Genomic DNA, 13,769 nt, shown 5'->3' with positions numbered 1-13,769 from the left:
TCAGAACAGTTTCTGCGCTTCCAGTCGGAGCGCTCCGAGGTGCGGCACGTGGAACTGGCCTTTCGCCCGCACCCAGTCGGGTCGGACCGGCGAGGCGATACCCTGCGCTTGGTCGTAGTAGTCGTTGTTGTCGCCGCGGGTGACGTAGCCGGCGTGCGGCGCGGGACAGTTCAGAAGCTCCGCACAGGAGTCCGCACCGCTCGCGTAGGACTCGTTGGCCCGGTCGTACCAGTTCTCGCCGTCCTCGACCCAGAAGACGGCGCGGTGGATGATGGGCGTGGGGTGCGACGGCGCGTCGTAGACGACGACGTCGCCCGGCCCGCCGAGCCGCCCGTAGCCCTCGCTCTCGTTGGCCGTGACGACGCCGTAGTCGTCGGCCGCGGGGCCGCCGTAGCGACCCTCCGCGGTCACGACGACGAGGTCGCCGCGTTCGAGGGTCGGTTGCATGCTCCCGCTCTCGATAGCGACCATCGGGGGCCACACGCCGCTCACCGCGAAGAGCACCGCGCCGACCGCGGCGACGATAGCGACCGTCTCCAGCGCGTCTCTCGCGAACGTTCGGGGCTCCGATGGGCTGTCGTCGGACACGGGTGCTGTCACCCCGCGAGTCGCTATCAATCTGTTGATGGGTTCGGCGGAGAGAAACCGTTAGGACCGGGCGGCTCGACGGTCGACTCGTGACCGACGACTACCGTCTCGTCCCCGAGTTCCCCGACCCCGAAACGTACGTCTCTCTCCGCGACGCCGCCGGGATGCCTCCCCGGTCTCTCGCGGCCGCCGAGCGCGGCGTTCCGAACACGATTTTCGGCGTGCGCGTCGTCTTCGAGGGAGCGACCGGCGGCGACGACTCGGACGAGCGCGTCGTCGGCATGGGTCGGCTCGTCGGCGACGGCGGCACCGTCTTTCAGGTCGTCGACGTGGCGGTCCACCCCGACCATCAGGGCCGCGGGCTCGGCACCCGCGTGATGGACGCGCTCGTGGACTACCTCGACCGCGAGGCCCCGCCGTCGGCGTTCGTGAACCTCCTGGCCGACGTGGACGGCTACTACGAGCGCTGGGGGTTCGAACCGACCGCGCCGGCGTCGAAAGGGATGTTTCTCCGGGTCGGCGAGGACGGCGTCCGAGGGCGCGACGAGAACTGAGAAACGAGCGAGAACCGGTTCGGGGGGTTCGGGTCGGGTCGGGTCGGGTCGGGTCGGGTCGGGTCGGGTCGGGTCGGGTCGGGTCGGGTCAGGGGGTGCTGGTCCGAAGCGAACCCGACCGCTCAGGCGGCGGTGGGCTCGCGCGGTTCGGGCTGTGCCTCGACCGGTTCGGCGAAGGCGTAGACGGTCTGGTGGGCGGTCACCTTCACGCGGGCGAAGTCGCCGGGTTCGAGGCCGTGTTCGGTCGCGTTCTGGACGATTATCTGGCGGTAGGCCTCGTCGCGGCACTTCACGGAGTCGCCGGTGCCCTCTTGGACGACGAGCACCTCGCGCTCCGTGCCGACCATCTCGTCGTAGGCGGCGGCGACGATGTCCATCTTCGCCTCGGACATCTCCTTGGAGCGCTCCTTTTTGAGCGTCCCGCCGAGGCCCTTCAGGTCGGCGGCGTCGGTGCCGGGGCGCTTCGAGAAGCGCGTGACGTTGACCTTCTCGGGGCGAATCTCGCGGAGCAGCTCCATCGACCGCTCGTGGTCCTCGTCGGTCTCGGTCGGGTAGCCGACGATGAAGTCGGTCGAGAGCGTCCAGTACGCGAGCTCCCGGTCGAACGTCTCGACGATTTCCCTGAACTTGTCGACGCGGTGCTGGCGGCGCATGTGTTCGAGCACCTCGTCGGAGCCGGACTGCACCGGCGCGTGGATGAAGTTGTAGAGCTTGTCGTGTTCGGCGAACACCGCGGCGAGTTCCTCGCGGATGCCGTGGACGCCGCCGGGGTTGGCCATGCCGACGCGAACGCGGAACTCGCCGTCGATTTCGGTGCAGATGCGGTCCAGTAGCTCGGGGAGTTTCCGGTCGCCCTTGTCCCAGCCGTAGACGCCGGTGTCCTGTCCCGTGATGCGGAGTTCCTTCGCGCCGGCGTGGACGAGCGCCCGCGCCTTCTCGACGTTTTCGTCGACCGAGGGGGAATCGACCCGACCGGTGGCGAACTTCGTGATGCAGTACGAGCAGTTCGACATACAGCCGCGGGCGATTGGCAGGATGCCGACGACGCCGTCCAAGACGGGTTCGACGCCGGGACCGGGAGTCGGGCACTCGCCGTTGGTGACGGCGGTCGGCACGTCGTCCCAGTGGAGAATCTGGGCGTCGATACCCTCCTCGCGGAAGTCGTTGCCCTGCGCGAGCGCCATACAGCCCGTGATGATGAGGTCCGCCGTCTCCGCCTCCAGCTCTTTGGCCCGACGGAGCATGTTCCGCTCCGTCTTCTCCACGACCGTACAGGTGTTCATGATGGCGACATCGGCCTCCTCGGGCCCGTCGACGCGGTAGTGACCGGCGTCGCGGAGCGCGCTCTCGATGGCGCGGCTCTCGCCGCGGTTCGAGGTGCAGCCGTATGTCTCGATGTGGTATCGGGCCATTCGGTTATCCCACGTACCGGGTCAGCGGGCAAAAACGCCGCGGTCTCCCGCGAGACCGCCGGCGTCCGCGGGCCGTGATAGCGTCCCCCGAGTGCTTCGCCCGCTCGACGTGGACGCCGACGCCGACGAACACGGCGGGCGGAGCGTCGCACCGACTGGACGCTCCGTCGCCGAGGAGTCTCGCGCCGGCCGTATCATCCGCCCGAGGACGAATATAATTCATTACCTCAAGCGTTGTATTTAGATTCGCTATGAAGTTCAACATGCGCGCCATCGCCTACGGGTTCATCGCGACCGTAGTCGTCGGCATCCTCAGCGGCTTCGCGGTCCCCTTCACGAACGTCACCCTCCCCACGGTCGGCTACGTCCTCACGGGCATCATCGGCGGCCTCGTCGCCGGCTACCTCGTCACGACCGGCATGGCCGACGGTGCGCTCAACGGCCTCGTCGGCACGACGCTGGGCGCGATTATCGTCGCCATCGGCCTCGTGATTATGAACGTCCTGTTCGCGGGCGCGTTCTTCGGCCTGACCGTGTTCGCCGCGGCCGTCGTCATCATCGCCCTCGCGGGCATCCCCGGCGCTATCGGCGGTGCGGTCGGCAGCATGCTCCACGACCGCTCGGCCGCCCGCCGCACCAGACCCGCGGCCTGAGCCGACTCGGCCCCGGTTCCTGTTTTTCGCCCGTGTTTCGCCTTCCGCCCGACTCACGCGTCCTCCCAGTTCCTCTCGCCCCCTCTCACTTTCGCGCCCTCGCCACCGCTCCCGGCGAAAAGTTACTTGTCACGGTGTTGTGCAGTTGTGGTAGATGCGTTCCCGCAGGATACCGCCCGGTTCGCCCTCCGACCACGACTCGGGCTCGACCGACAGCGACGCTTCGTCCGCCGCTCACAGTCCGTCTTCCGTCGGTTCTCCACGTCGCCGCGACGTACTCCGGCTCCTCGGGTCGGGTGCGGCCGTCGGCCTCGCCGGGTGCCTCGGCGGCGACGAACAGACCGACGACGACTCCGCCGAGGGCGTCCGCTTCGAAAGCGGCTGGCGGACCTACGCCCACGACGACGCCAACACCGCGTTCCTCCGCGAGGGAACCCCCATCTCCGAGCCGACCATCGAGTACGAACCCGATTTCGGGATGGACTCCACCGAGCCCGTCGTCGCCGACGGAGTGGGCTACACGCCCGGCGACCCGATGCGAGCAATCGACCCGGCGGCCGGCGAGGAGTTGTGGGCCGCACAGGGCGAGAGTTGGACCGCTCCCGTCGTCCTCGACGGCGTCGTCTACTCGCTCGGAACGACGGTTCACGGGCCGAACCGACTCGCGCTCTACCACGCCCGTTCGGGTCGGCTGTTCCGAACTATCGAACTCCCGGGCCGTCCGCAGACGCCGCCGGCGTTCTCCAACGACCGCGAGACGCTGTTTCTCGGCCTCGACGACGAGCGCGTCTGCGCGGTCGACATCGACGCCGGAGAGGTCACCTGGACGCGGTCGCTGTTCGGCGCGGTCCGGCGTCCCCTCGCGGTCAACCTCCACTCGGTGTTCGTCGTCACCGAGGGACAGCGGCTCTACTGTCTCGGTACTGACGGGAGCGCCTACTGGCAGGCCCCGACCGAGACGGTCGAGGCCGTCGCGCCGGTCGTCGGCGACGAGCGGGTGTACATCGCGGGCTGGGACCGAATCGCCGCGCTCGAACGGCGGAACGGCGACGTGGTCTGGGAGGACGACCGCGGCGTCCACAAGCGCCTCGCGTTCGACGGCAAGCGCCTCTACGCCGCCCGCGGGTCGCTCCGGGCGCTCGACAGCGCGACCGGCGAAGAACGGTGGAAGTACGACCCGCGAGAGACCGTCTCCGCCGCGAGCGTCGTCGGCGACACGGTCTACGTCGGCACCGGACACGGTGAACTGGTCGCCCTGGATCGAACCGGCGGCGGCGGCCTCTTCGGCGACCGCGAGCGCTGGTCGATTTCGCTCGGCCGCAACGTCGGCCACTCGCTGGCCGCGACCGACCGCCGGGTGTTCTGTCCGGTCGTCCGCGACGACGGCCTGTTCAGCCTGACCGTCGTCGGCGACGCCGACCCCGACGCGTCGACCGCGGGAACGACCGCTGCTGCAGGGACGAACGCGACCGCGGGGACAGCCGCGGACGCCGGAGGTTCGGGGTCGTGACGGAACCCGGTGCGGACCTTTCCAGACGAACGTTCCTCGGTGCCCTCGGAACCGGCGCGGTCGCCGGTCTCACGGGCTGTGTCGGCGGCGACGAGGGCTCTACGGGCGACGGTCGCGCCGACTGGCCGCACCCGTACTTCTCGCCGGCGGGGACCGGCTACAACCCCCGCGCGACCGGTCCGGCCTCGAAGCCGAGCGAATCGTGGGGCGTCGAGGTCAACGGTATCGAACTGGCGCGCCCGGTTGTGTTCGGCGAGACGGTCTACCTCGCGACCAGCGAGCGCCTCCGGGCGTTTTCGGTCGGCGACGGAACCGAACTGTGGTCGGTCGAAAGCGACCCCCAGAGCGGCTTTCGCTCGTCGGTGACGGTCGATTCGGAGCGCGTCTACGTCGGCCACGTCGGGACCAGAACCGGCGTGCTCGCGTACACCCACGACGGCGAGGAGGCGTGGCACGCGCCGACCGAGTCGAGCGTCTGGGCACCCGTCGTCCGCCCCGAACCGGACCGCGACCGCCTCTACGCCTCCGACACCGCGGGGAACCTCTACCGCGTCCGCGCCAGCGACGGGACCGTCGAGTGGCGCGAGGAGGTGTTCGGCCCGGTCCGGTCCCTCGCGGCCCGATACGACACCGTCGTCGCGGGCACGGAGGGCGGCGAAGTGTTCTCGTTCCGTGACGAGGGCATCGAGCGCGGCCCGACCGGAGAGTGGCGAACCAAACACCCCGGCGGCGTGCAGTCGCTCGCAGTCGCCCAGTCGAACGACGTGTTCGCCGGCTTCTTCGGCGCAGGCGTCGCGCGGCTCAGAGGCGGCCTCCGCGCCGGTGCCGTAGACTGGCACCGCGAGGAGCCCTCGCCGCACGGTTCGGTCGTCGTCGGCCCCCGGCGCGTCTTTTCGACCGACGGGACCGGCCTCGACGCCTTCGACAAGCGTACCGGCTCCCCCTCATGGGCGGCCGGCGACGACTTCTTCGCTCCGCCCGCCGGTGCCGGCGACACGATATTCGTCTCGGACACGAGCGACGACGGCGGCGTCGTCGCCTACGACGCCGGGGGCGGCGTCGGCCTCGACGACACCCGAATCGGGGCCGAGCGCTGGCGATACGAACTCGCGGGCGGCGCGCTGACCGGCCCGACGCCGGCGGGCGACGCGCTGTTCGTACTCGAATCCGGCGGCGACGACGGGTCGCGACGGCTCGTCGCGTTGCGAGCCGAGTGACAAACGCGTGCGAGGGCGGTCGTCCGAGAGAACCGCATCGAGGGACCCCCGCGGCCCTCAGATGAGCCCCAGTATCCACCGGGTGACCTCGGAGGTCGCGAAGAAAGCGCCCTCCAAGCGCGACAGGACCCGCCCCGTCCAGAGCGCGCCGACTATCAGGAGCGTGACCGCGACGAGCCACGCGAACGTCCCGAGCGCCGACCCGCTCACCGCGAGGGGGCTGGCGACCGCCGCGACGCCGACGATGCCCGTGATGTTGAGGATGTTGCTGCCGACGACGTTGCCAACCGAGACCCCGAGACTCCGCTGTCGGAGCGCGACCAGCGAGACGGCGAACTCCGGCGTCGACGTCCCCGCCGCGACGATTGTCCCGCCGATGACCCACTCGGAGACGCCGGCACCGCGGGCCAACTCCGACGCGGCGAGCACCATGTAGTCGCCGCTCACCAACACCAGCCCCAACCCGGCCAAGAGGAACACGGCGTCTCGTCCGGGGAAGTCGATTCGTTCGGTTATCGGGCGGGTCACGCCGCCGTCGCCGAGCGACTGGTCTGTCGCGCCGTCCCCGTCTGACTGGGACCCCCGGAGCAGGTACGCCGTGTAGGCGACGAACGCCCCGACCAAGAGCGCGCCTTCGAGCCTCGTGACCCGGAGGTCGAACAGGACCAGTCCGCCGAGGAGCGTGCTCGCCAGCAGTGCGAGGCCGTCCCGATAGACGAGCGACTCCGCGACCGGAATCACCCGGAGCAGCGAGATGACGCCCAACACGAACGCCAGATTGTAGATGTTCGAACCGAGGACGTTCGCGACCGCGATGTCGCCCAACCCCTTGTACGCGGCGTCGACCGCGACCGAGAGCTCCGGCGTCGAGGTCCCTATCGCGACGATTGTCAGTCCGATGGTGAGTTCCGAGAGCCCGAACCTCCGAGCCGACCGGACGGCGGCGTCGACCAACAGCCGCGCGCCGACCCAGAGCCCCAGTACTGACACGAAAATGACGCCGATTTGAACGACCAGCCCGCCTCGGAGCATGGTACTGGGTTCTCGGGAGTCGAGTAATCAATGTTGGGCACCGGCGACCGCGCGATGCCGACCGGCCGACGACCGACCTATTCCTCGGGCGCGCCGGCGACGATGTCGACGCCCGACGACGCGCCGATGCGCTCCGCGCCGGCTTCGAACATGGCGACCGCCTCGTCGTAGGAGCCGACCCCGCCGGAGGCCTTGACGGGCAGGTACTCGGCCATGAGCGCCACGTCTTCGACCGTCGCACCGCCGTCGGCGAAGCCGGTGGCGGTCTTGACGAAGGCGGCGTCGGCCTCGACGGCGGCCTCGCAGGCGCGGTGCTTCTCTTCCTCGGTGAGGAGCGACGTCTCGATGATGACCTTCACCGGAATCGGGACGGCCGCGACGACCTCGGAGATGTCCTCGGTCACGAGTTCGTCCTCGCCGGCTTTGAGCCGGCCGACGTTGATGACCATGTCCAGTTCGTCCGCGCCGGCCTGCCACGCGTCGACGGCCTCCTCGCGCTTGGCCGTGGTCGTGTGCTGGCCGTGGGGGAAGCCGACGACCGTCGCCAGCAACACGTCCGGAGCGTACTCGCTCGCCTCGCCGACGTAGCACGGCGGGATGCAGGCGTTCATCCCCCACTCGTCGGCGTCGTCGAGGACGGCCTCCACGTCGGCCATCATCGTCTCGGGTCCGAGGACCGTGTGGTCGATTCGGGCGGCGAGGTCGGCTCGGTTCATACCCTGTCGAGGCGACCCGAGGCTAAAGAACGTAAGGCTTTCACGCCGCCCCGCCGCGCCTCCTGCATGGCCATCCTTCCCGAGGGGTTCGCGCTCCCGCCGCTTCCCTACCTCGTCGCCCTCGTCGCGGGACTCGTCGGCGTCGGCGTCGGACTGAGCCGCACGCGCCCGACGGTCACGCCCGCCCACGTCGCCGCACTCGTCCCGTGGATGGTGTCGGGGTCGGCGCTGCACGTCCTCTACGTCATCGACGCGCTCCCGCCCGCGGTCGAACCGCTCGCCGGCACGCCCTCCGTCTACCTCTCCGTGGCCGTCGCCGCCGGCGCGACGTGGCTCGCGCTCGACGCGGCCGACCTCGCCTCCCCGACGGCGCTCGCGGTTCCCGGACTGCTCGTCGCCGCCGGACTCGCGGGCTTCGCGCTCTTTATCGGTCTGGCCGCCGGGACGCTCTCAATCGTCTGGCCCGGCGTCGCCCTCGTCGCCGCGCTCGCGGTCACGCCGCTGACGTGGCGCGTCGTGACGCGAATCGACACCGACGCGGCCGCCGCGGGGTCGCTCGGCCTGCTCGCCATCTTCGGGCACGCCCTCGACGCGCTGTCGACCGCCGTCGGCATCGACGTGCTCGGCTTCGGCGAGCGGACGCCGCTGTCGCGCATCATCCTCGAAGCCGCCGCTGCGCTCCCGACCGCCGAGGTCATCGGCGTCGGCTGGCTGTTCGTCCTCGTGAAACTCGTCGTGGCCGGCTTCGTGGTCGCCCTGCTCGCCGACTACGTCCGCGAGGACCCGACGGAGGGGTCGCTCCTCTTGGGTCTCGTCGCCGCCGTCGGCCTCGGCCCCGGCGTCCACAACCTCCTGTTGTTCGCCATCGCCGGCTGAGACCGCGATTCTGCTCGGACGCGCCCACACTCCATTTTCTCGACACCGTAGTCGCCCGACCCGGGAGAGTTATCCCACCGGCGAACCGACCTACGCGGACGCATGTCCCGTGTCATCTGCGCCGGCCACGTGAACTGGGACGTCACCCTCCGCGTGGACGCGCTGCCGGAGCCCGACGGCGAGGCGACCGTCGAGTCGCGGGTCGGCGCGGGCGGCGGGAGCGCCGCCAACGTCGCCAGCGGCCTCGTCGGCCTCGACGTGCCCGCCGCGCTCCTCGGGAGCGTCGGCGACGACGAACACGGCCACGCCGCCGTCGCCGAACTCGCCTCGAAGGGCGTCGACTGCCGCCACGTCGTCAGCGTCGACCGCGGCCCGACCACGGTCAAGTACATCGTCGTCGACGCCGCGGGCGAGGTGTTCGTCCTCGGCTCCCCCGGCGTCAACGAGGCGTTCGAGGCGACCGACCTCCCGGCCGACCCGCTCGCGGCGGCCGACCACCTCCACCTGACGAGCCAGTCGCCCGACACGGCCGCGACGCTCGCCAGACGGGCCCACGAGGTGGATACGACGGTCAGCTTCGACCCCGGCCGGCGCGTCGGCGACCGGGGCTACGCCGACGCCCTCCGCGAGGTTGACTACGTGTTTCTCAACGACCGCGAGGCCGCAACCGCGCTGGGCGAGGCGGCGGTCGAGCGCGGCCGAAGCGCCGGCTCGGAGCCCGCGTCCGAGGTCGGCGAGGCGCTCGCGCGGACGACGCTCGTCCTCAAACACGGCCCGCGCGGCGCGGAGGTCAGAGACGGCGATGACCGACACGTTCACCCCGGCTACCCCGTCGACGCGGTGGACACGACCGGCGCGGGCGACGCCTTCGCCTCGGGCTTCATCGCCGCTCGCCTCGACGGGGCCGCCTACGAACGGGCGCTGGCGGTCGCCAACGCCTGCGGCGCGCTCACCGCGGCCGAGCCGGGCGCGCGGACGCAACTCAGTTGGCGACGGCTGGACGACCTCGTCGAGGGCTGAACCGGCCGCGCGACCGTTTCGACGCCGCCCGAACCCGGGCCGACCCCGACCCGACAAATTTTATCCCCACCAGTCATTCGTCGGGACGATGTTAGACCAGCTCCCGGTCGCCGTCGCCGCCCTCGACGCCGCGTCGAGCCTCGGTGCGGTCGCCGGGCGACTGCTCCTCGGCGCGGTCGTCGGGGTCGCGGCCGCGGTCGTGATGGCCATCCCGATGTGGCGACAGGACGAGGGCTTCACCCCCGCCTACGTCGCCGCGTCGGTCGTCCGACGGACGACGCCCGACGAGGTGAGCTTCGGCGACGCCAACGTCGTCCACCACGCCGCCGGCGCGCTCGCCGGCGTCCTCTACGCGTTCGTCTACCTCGCGACCGACGCCGTCGCGCCGGACCTCGGGGTCGCCGGCGTCGACCTCCCGTCGCACCTCGTCGCGACCGCGGTCGTCGTGGCGTTCATCTACGTCGCGTTCGCCCGCCTCGTCCTCCCGCGCGCCGGCCGGCGCATCTACGAGGAGCGCGCGACGGCGGTCCGCGGGCAGTGGCTCCGCTCTTCGCTCGTCTTCGGCGCGACGCTGCTGGTCCTCGCGCCGGCGCTTTTCACCGGGTTCGCGTGACGGCGACCCGGTCGGTTGGCTGGTCGTTCCAGCCGACCGCACCCGCCCCCGGTCGAACCGCGTCGTTTTTGCCCGCGACCCGAGTGGGTCGGAACATGGCGAAACAGCCCCATCTCCTCGTCGAAGAAGGCGACGTGAACGACATCGCGCTCATCCCGGGAGACCCCGGGCGCGTCGACCGCATCGCGAAGCAGTGTGACAACGTCGAGGAAGTCGCGCAGAACCGCGAGTACAAGGTCGTCAACGCCGAGTACGAGGGCGTCCCGCTCACCATCTCCTCGACCGGTATCGGCTGCCCGTCGGCCGCCATCGCCATCGAGGAACTCTCCCGCGTCGGCGTGGAGACGTTCATCCGCGTCGGCACCATCGGCGCGCTCCAGGCGGACATCGAAGTCGGCGACATGATCGTCGCCACGGGCGCGGCCAAGGAGGAGGGAACCTCGAAGCGCTACGAGTCCGAGGTCTACCCGGCCGTCCCCGACTACGACGTGCTCACGTCGCTCGTCGACTCGGCGGAGGCCAACGACGAGGACGTGCACGTCGGCCCCATCGTCTCCGACGACGCGTTCTACAACGAGTCCGACGAGTACGTCGACGACTGGAACGACGCCGGCCTGCTCGCCATCGAGATGGAGGCCGCGACGGTGTTCTCGCTCGCCCGCCGGAAGGGTCTCCGCGCCGGCGCTATCTGTACCGTCGACGGCAACCTCGTCGCCGGCACTCAGAAGGGAGCCGACTCGGACGAGGAACTCCCCGAGAAGGCGAAGAACAACGTCGAGCGCGCCATCTCCATCACGCTCGACGCCGTCACCGACCTCGCGTAACCGAGCCGTGGACCTCCGCCACCTCGCGGCCCGAGCGGTCGCACGCGCCGGCGCGCTCCGCGCCCGGCTCCGCCGGATAGAGCGGCGCGAGATGGTGGCGTTCGGTCGGTGGATAGAGAACACGAACAACCTGCTTCACCTCTCGATTCTCCTCATCATCCCCGTGCTCATCGCCGGGGTGACGTTCATCTCCAACTCGGTCAGCACGCTCTCGTTCCTGCTTTTCCCGCCGCTCGCGTCGGGGTCGTACACGCTGTTTTCCGACCCGGAGGGGCGGTACTCGTCGCCGGTGAAGTTCACCGTCTCCCTCACGGTCGGCGCGCTCTGCGGCCTCGTCGCGGTCGGGTTCACCGGGTGGACCTACGGCCCGACGGGGACCGCAATCGTCCACCCGTCGGCGGCGGCGCTCGCCATCTTCCTCGCGGGGGTCACGACGTGGCTCCTCGACGTGGAAGCCCCCTCCGCGTTTTCGACGGCGCTCCTGACGCTCGTCACGGGCGACGTGAACCCCGAGGAGTACGTGGTGAGCATCTTCTTCGCCAGCGTCGTCATCGCCATCGCGTTCACTATCTGGCGCGAGCAGTTCTACGAGCGCCGCGCGGAGTACCTCTACGGGACCGTCCGCGGCGACGACCACGTGCTCGTCCCGATGCGCGGGGAGGCGGCGACCCAGACGGCCTTCTTCGCCGCCCGACTCGCCGCCGCCCACAGCGCCGGCAAGGTCGTCCTCCTCGACGTGCTCCCGCCGGCGGCGACCGCCGAGGGCGGCGCGGACGCGGCCGCGGAAGCCGACGGCGAACTCGACACCGACGCCGACGCGTCGGTCGAGCGCCTCGAATCCTGCGCGCACCAACTGCGGACCCGACTGGGCGTGCCCGTGGAGGTCGCGGTCGCCCGCGGCGACCCGTTGACCGCGACGACCGAGGCCGCGGCGAACACCAATTCGGACCTCGTGGTGGCCCCCTACGAGGAGGACCGCGGTCTGCTTTCGGACTACATCCGCGGCCTGTTCGGCGGGTCGTACGACACCGTGGCGTTCCGCTCGACCGGCGAGACCTACCGCTGGCGGCGCGTGCTCGTCCTCGTCTCCCGCCCCGGCGACGCCGCTCACGCGATGATAGACTTCGCGACCCGCCTCGCCGGGAAGACCGGGAGCGTGAGCGTCACGACCTGCATCTCCACGGAGGTCGAACGGCGGCCCGCAGAGTCGAAACTCGCCAATCTGGTCGAAACCGCGGACGGGAACATCGAGACGCGGGTCGCCCGGTCCGACGTGACTAGTTTCATCGCCTCGAACGCCGCCACCTACGACCTCGTGGTGCTCGGGTCCAGCGGCGACCGGTCGCCCGCCTCGCGGTTCATCTCGCCGCCGACGTTCGAGCGAATCCGCGAGATAGACTGCGACGTTGCGGTGTTCGACCGCGGGCACTGAGCGGCGAGACGCAGAGTCGGAGTCGCTTGCGTTTACGAGCGGTTCGTGTCGTCGGTGTCGTCGGTGTCGTCGGTGTCGTCGGTGTCGTCGGCCGCACCCGCCCCGGTCGTTTCGACCGTCTCGTCTACGGGCGGGTCGGCGGGCTGCTCGTCGAGCAGTCGTTCCTCGATGGTTTCGAGGCCGCTCCCGCCGACGGCGGACTCGGCGAGGAAGTGACCGCCGAGCGCCGCCGGGCTGATGACGGTGTTGGCCCCGGCGCGGCGGAGCTTTCGCTCGTTTTCGCGCTGGGTCGCCGCCGCGACGATGTGCACGTCGGGGTTGAGCTGTCGCGCCGTGAGGATGGCCAGCGCGTCTTCGGCGTCGTTGTTGGTGGCGACGACGACCGAGCGGGCGGCGTCCACGCGGGTCCGCTGGAGCGCCTCCTCGTCGCTCGGGTCGTCGGTGACCACGTCGTAGCCGCGGTCGGTGAGGCGCTTGGCGCGGCTCTCGTCGGGCGTGACGATGACGACGCGGGCGCGGTCGCCGAGCTCTTCGAGAATCGGTTCGGTCAGCTCGCCGTAGCCGAGGACGAGGACGTGGTTCTCCAGGATGTCGAGTTGTGATTCGGTCATGCGTCCGAGTGCTTTGGTGAGTCGCGCTTCGATTGCGGGCGTGAGCAGGACACCGAGCGCCACGGCGAACGTCGCCACCGTGATGAGGAGCGCCGATATCCCGAACAGTCTGGCGATGGCGGTCCGCGGGTAGATGTCGCCGTAGCCGACCGTGCTGCCGGTGACGACGCCGAAGTAGAACGCGTCGAACAGCGTCTCGATGCCGTTGAACTGCTCTCTGAGCGCCCACGCGCCGGCGGTCGCGTAGGTCTGTGCGCCCGCGATGGCGAGCAGGGCCGACAGCTGTGTCGCCGTCAGGTCGAGGTCGCGGTTGAACGCCCTGTGGTTGAAAAGCAGGAGCGCGAGGCTGATAAGCGAGAGGCCGACGAGCGGTGCCGCCCGTTCCGGCGACTGGACGAGCCCCTGCGCGGCGGTCACCGGGAGCAGCACCGCGGTCGAGTACCACGCGGCGCGGTAGCGTCGGCGGAGCCCGAAGACGCTCGCGAGGAGCAGAAAGCCCGTCAGCGTCCCGGTGAAGCCGGCGGTGATTCGGACCGCTTCCGGGATGTACGGTGCCAACACGCCGCCGGTGACCGGGGAGCTGATGTTGAGGATGCCGATGGCGACCGACAGAACGGCGGCGAAGAACACCGTCCCAATCGTCGCGCGGGCACCGACCCACTCGCGTACCGAAGCCATGTCTCTCCCAGTTCTGGCGTCCGAGGCCAAAAA

General features: G+C 70.3%; 14 protein-coding genes. 9 read left to right on the top strand and 5 right to left on the bottom strand.

Annotated elements, in window-relative coordinates; all coding sequences use genetic code 11:
* Window positions 1-588, bottom strand: a complete 588-nt coding sequence (locus C5C07_RS10675; RefSeq protein ID WP_004974830.1) for a S26 family signal peptidase — start codon at window positions 586-588, stop codon at window positions 1-3.
* Between the two features lie 89 nt (window positions 589-677).
* Between C5C07_RS10675 and C5C07_RS10670 the strand changes: the two genes are divergently transcribed.
* Window positions 678-1,142, top strand: a complete 465-nt coding sequence (locus C5C07_RS10670; protein ID WP_050459698.1) for a GNAT family N-acetyltransferase — start codon at window positions 678-680, stop codon at window positions 1,140-1,142.
* Window positions 1,143-1,264: 122 nt separating this feature from the next.
* Here the strand turns inward: C5C07_RS10670 and C5C07_RS10665 are convergent, their stop codons facing one another.
* Window positions 1,265-2,554, bottom strand: a complete 1,290-nt coding sequence (locus tag C5C07_RS10665; protein ID WP_115805049.1) for a tRNA (N(6)-L-threonylcarbamoyladenosine(37)-C(2))-methylthiotransferase — start codon at window positions 2,552-2,554, stop codon at window positions 1,265-1,267.
* Between the two features lie 251 nt (window positions 2,555-2,805).
* Between C5C07_RS10665 and C5C07_RS10660 the strand changes: the two genes are divergently transcribed.
* The 3 genes from C5C07_RS10660 to C5C07_RS10650 all read left to right on the top strand — a co-directional run bounded on the left by C5C07_RS10660 (window position 2,806) and on the right by C5C07_RS10650 (window position 5,934).
* Window positions 2,806-3,207, top strand: a complete 402-nt coding sequence (locus C5C07_RS10660) for a DUF5518 domain-containing protein (protein WP_004974825.1) — start codon at window positions 2,806-2,808, stop codon at window positions 3,205-3,207.
* A gap of 154 nt (window positions 3,208-3,361) precedes the next feature.
* Entirely contained in the window at window positions 3,362-4,717 is a 1,356-nt protein-coding gene (locus tag C5C07_RS10655; RefSeq protein WP_115805048.1) for a PQQ-like beta-propeller repeat protein, read from the top strand.
* Entirely contained in the window at window positions 4,714-5,934 is a 1,221-nt protein-coding gene (locus C5C07_RS10650) for a PQQ-binding-like beta-propeller repeat protein (RefSeq protein WP_115805047.1), read from the top strand. The genes C5C07_RS10655 and C5C07_RS10650 overlap by 4 nt, the downstream gene beginning before the upstream one ends.
* Window positions 5,935-5,991: 57 nt before the next feature.
* On the opposite strand, the gene C5C07_RS10645 is transcribed toward C5C07_RS10650, so the two are convergent.
* Both C5C07_RS10645 and deoC read right to left on the bottom strand, forming a co-directional pair.
* Window positions 5,992-6,966, bottom strand: a complete 975-nt coding sequence (locus C5C07_RS10645; protein ID WP_115805046.1) for a sodium:calcium antiporter — start codon at window positions 6,964-6,966, stop codon at window positions 5,992-5,994.
* 77 nt (window positions 6,967-7,043) lie between these two features.
* Window positions 7,044-7,682 (bottom strand): deoxyribose-phosphate aldolase, encoded by a 639-nt coding sequence (gene deoC / locus C5C07_RS10640; protein ID WP_115805045.1) that lies wholly within the window; start codon window positions 7,680-7,682, stop codon window positions 7,044-7,046.
* A 66-nt stretch (window positions 7,683-7,748) separates the two neighbouring features.
* Here deoC and C5C07_RS10635 point away from each other — a divergent pair, with 66 nt between their 5' ends.
* The 5 genes from C5C07_RS10635 to C5C07_RS10615 all read left to right on the top strand — a co-directional run bounded on the left by C5C07_RS10635 (window position 7,749) and on the right by C5C07_RS10615 (window position 12,447).
* Window positions 7,749-8,558 (top strand): DUF63 family protein, encoded by an 810-nt coding sequence (locus C5C07_RS10635; RefSeq protein WP_004974818.1) that lies wholly within the window; start codon window positions 7,749-7,751, stop codon window positions 8,556-8,558.
* Window positions 8,559-8,660: 102 nt separating this feature from the next.
* A complete protein-coding gene (locus C5C07_RS10630) occupies window positions 8,661-9,578 on the top strand; it encodes a carbohydrate kinase family protein (RefSeq protein ID WP_115805044.1) in 918 nt (305 codons plus the stop codon).
* A gap of 88 nt (window positions 9,579-9,666) precedes the next feature.
* On the top strand, window positions 9,667-10,191 hold the full coding sequence (locus C5C07_RS10625; protein ID WP_004974816.1) for a hypothetical protein: 525 nt from the start codon (window positions 9,667-9,669) through the stop codon (window positions 10,189-10,191).
* Window positions 10,192-10,286: 95 nt separating this feature from the next.
* Window positions 10,287-11,015: a nucleoside phosphorylase gene (locus tag C5C07_RS10620; RefSeq protein ID WP_004974815.1), complete on the top strand. Its 729-nt coding sequence runs from the start codon at window positions 10,287-10,289 to the stop codon at window positions 11,013-11,015.
* A 7-nt stretch (window positions 11,016-11,022) separates the two neighbouring features.
* Entirely contained in the window at window positions 11,023-12,447 is a 1,425-nt protein-coding gene (locus tag C5C07_RS10615; RefSeq protein WP_004974814.1) for a universal stress protein, read from the top strand.
* A gap of 32 nt (window positions 12,448-12,479) precedes the next feature.
* Here C5C07_RS10615 and C5C07_RS10610 read toward each other — a convergent pair whose 3' ends face one another.
* On the bottom strand, window positions 12,480-13,736 hold the full coding sequence (locus C5C07_RS10610) for an NAD-binding protein (RefSeq protein WP_115805043.1): 1,257 nt from the start codon (window positions 13,734-13,736) through the stop codon (window positions 12,480-12,482).
* Window positions 13,737-13,769 lie beyond the last annotated feature (33 nt).

Source organism: Haloferax sp. Atlit-4N, from assembly GCF_003383025.1.
In the GTDB taxonomy this organism is placed as follows: Archaea; Halobacteriota; Halobacteria; order Halobacteriales; family Haloferacaceae; genus Haloferax; species Haloferax gibbonsii.
The sequence above is the reverse complement of the archived record's forward strand: the minus strand, read 5'-3'. Positions and strand labels throughout refer to the sequence as shown.

What these genes read in the sequence shown, in the direction of transcription:
- C5C07_RS10665 (WP_115805049.1), bottom strand. Translation starts at nt 2,554, where the DNA reads ATGGCCCGATACCACATCGAGACATACGGCTGCACCTCGAACCGCGGC.
- C5C07_RS10660 (WP_004974825.1), top strand. Translation starts at nt 2,806, where the DNA reads ATGAAGTTCAACATGCGCGCCATCGCCTACGGGTTCATCGCGACCGTA.
- C5C07_RS10655 (WP_115805048.1), top strand. Translation starts at nt 3,362, where the DNA reads ATGCGTTCCCGCAGGATACCGCCCGGTTCGCCCTCCGACCACGACTCG.
- C5C07_RS10645 (WP_115805046.1), bottom strand. Translation starts at nt 6,966, where the DNA reads ATGCTCCGAGGCGGGCTGGTCGTTCAAATCGGCGTCATTTTCGTGTCA.
- deoC (WP_115805045.1), bottom strand. Translation starts at nt 7,682, where the DNA reads ATGAACCGAGCCGACCTCGCCGCCCGAATCGACCACACGGTCCTCGGA.
- C5C07_RS10635 (WP_004974818.1), top strand. Translation starts at nt 7,749, where the DNA reads ATGGCCATCCTTCCCGAGGGGTTCGCGCTCCCGCCGCTTCCCTACCTC.
- C5C07_RS10630 (WP_115805044.1), top strand. Translation starts at nt 8,661, where the DNA reads ATGTCCCGTGTCATCTGCGCCGGCCACGTGAACTGGGACGTCACCCTC.
- C5C07_RS10625 (WP_004974816.1), top strand. Translation starts at nt 9,667, where the DNA reads ATGTTAGACCAGCTCCCGGTCGCCGTCGCCGCCCTCGACGCCGCGTCG.
- C5C07_RS10620 (WP_004974815.1), top strand. Translation starts at nt 10,287, where the DNA reads ATGGCGAAACAGCCCCATCTCCTCGTCGAAGAAGGCGACGTGAACGAC.
- C5C07_RS10610 (WP_115805043.1), bottom strand. Translation starts at nt 13,736, where the DNA reads ATGGCTTCGGTACGCGAGTGGGTCGGTGCCCGCGCGACGATTGGGACG.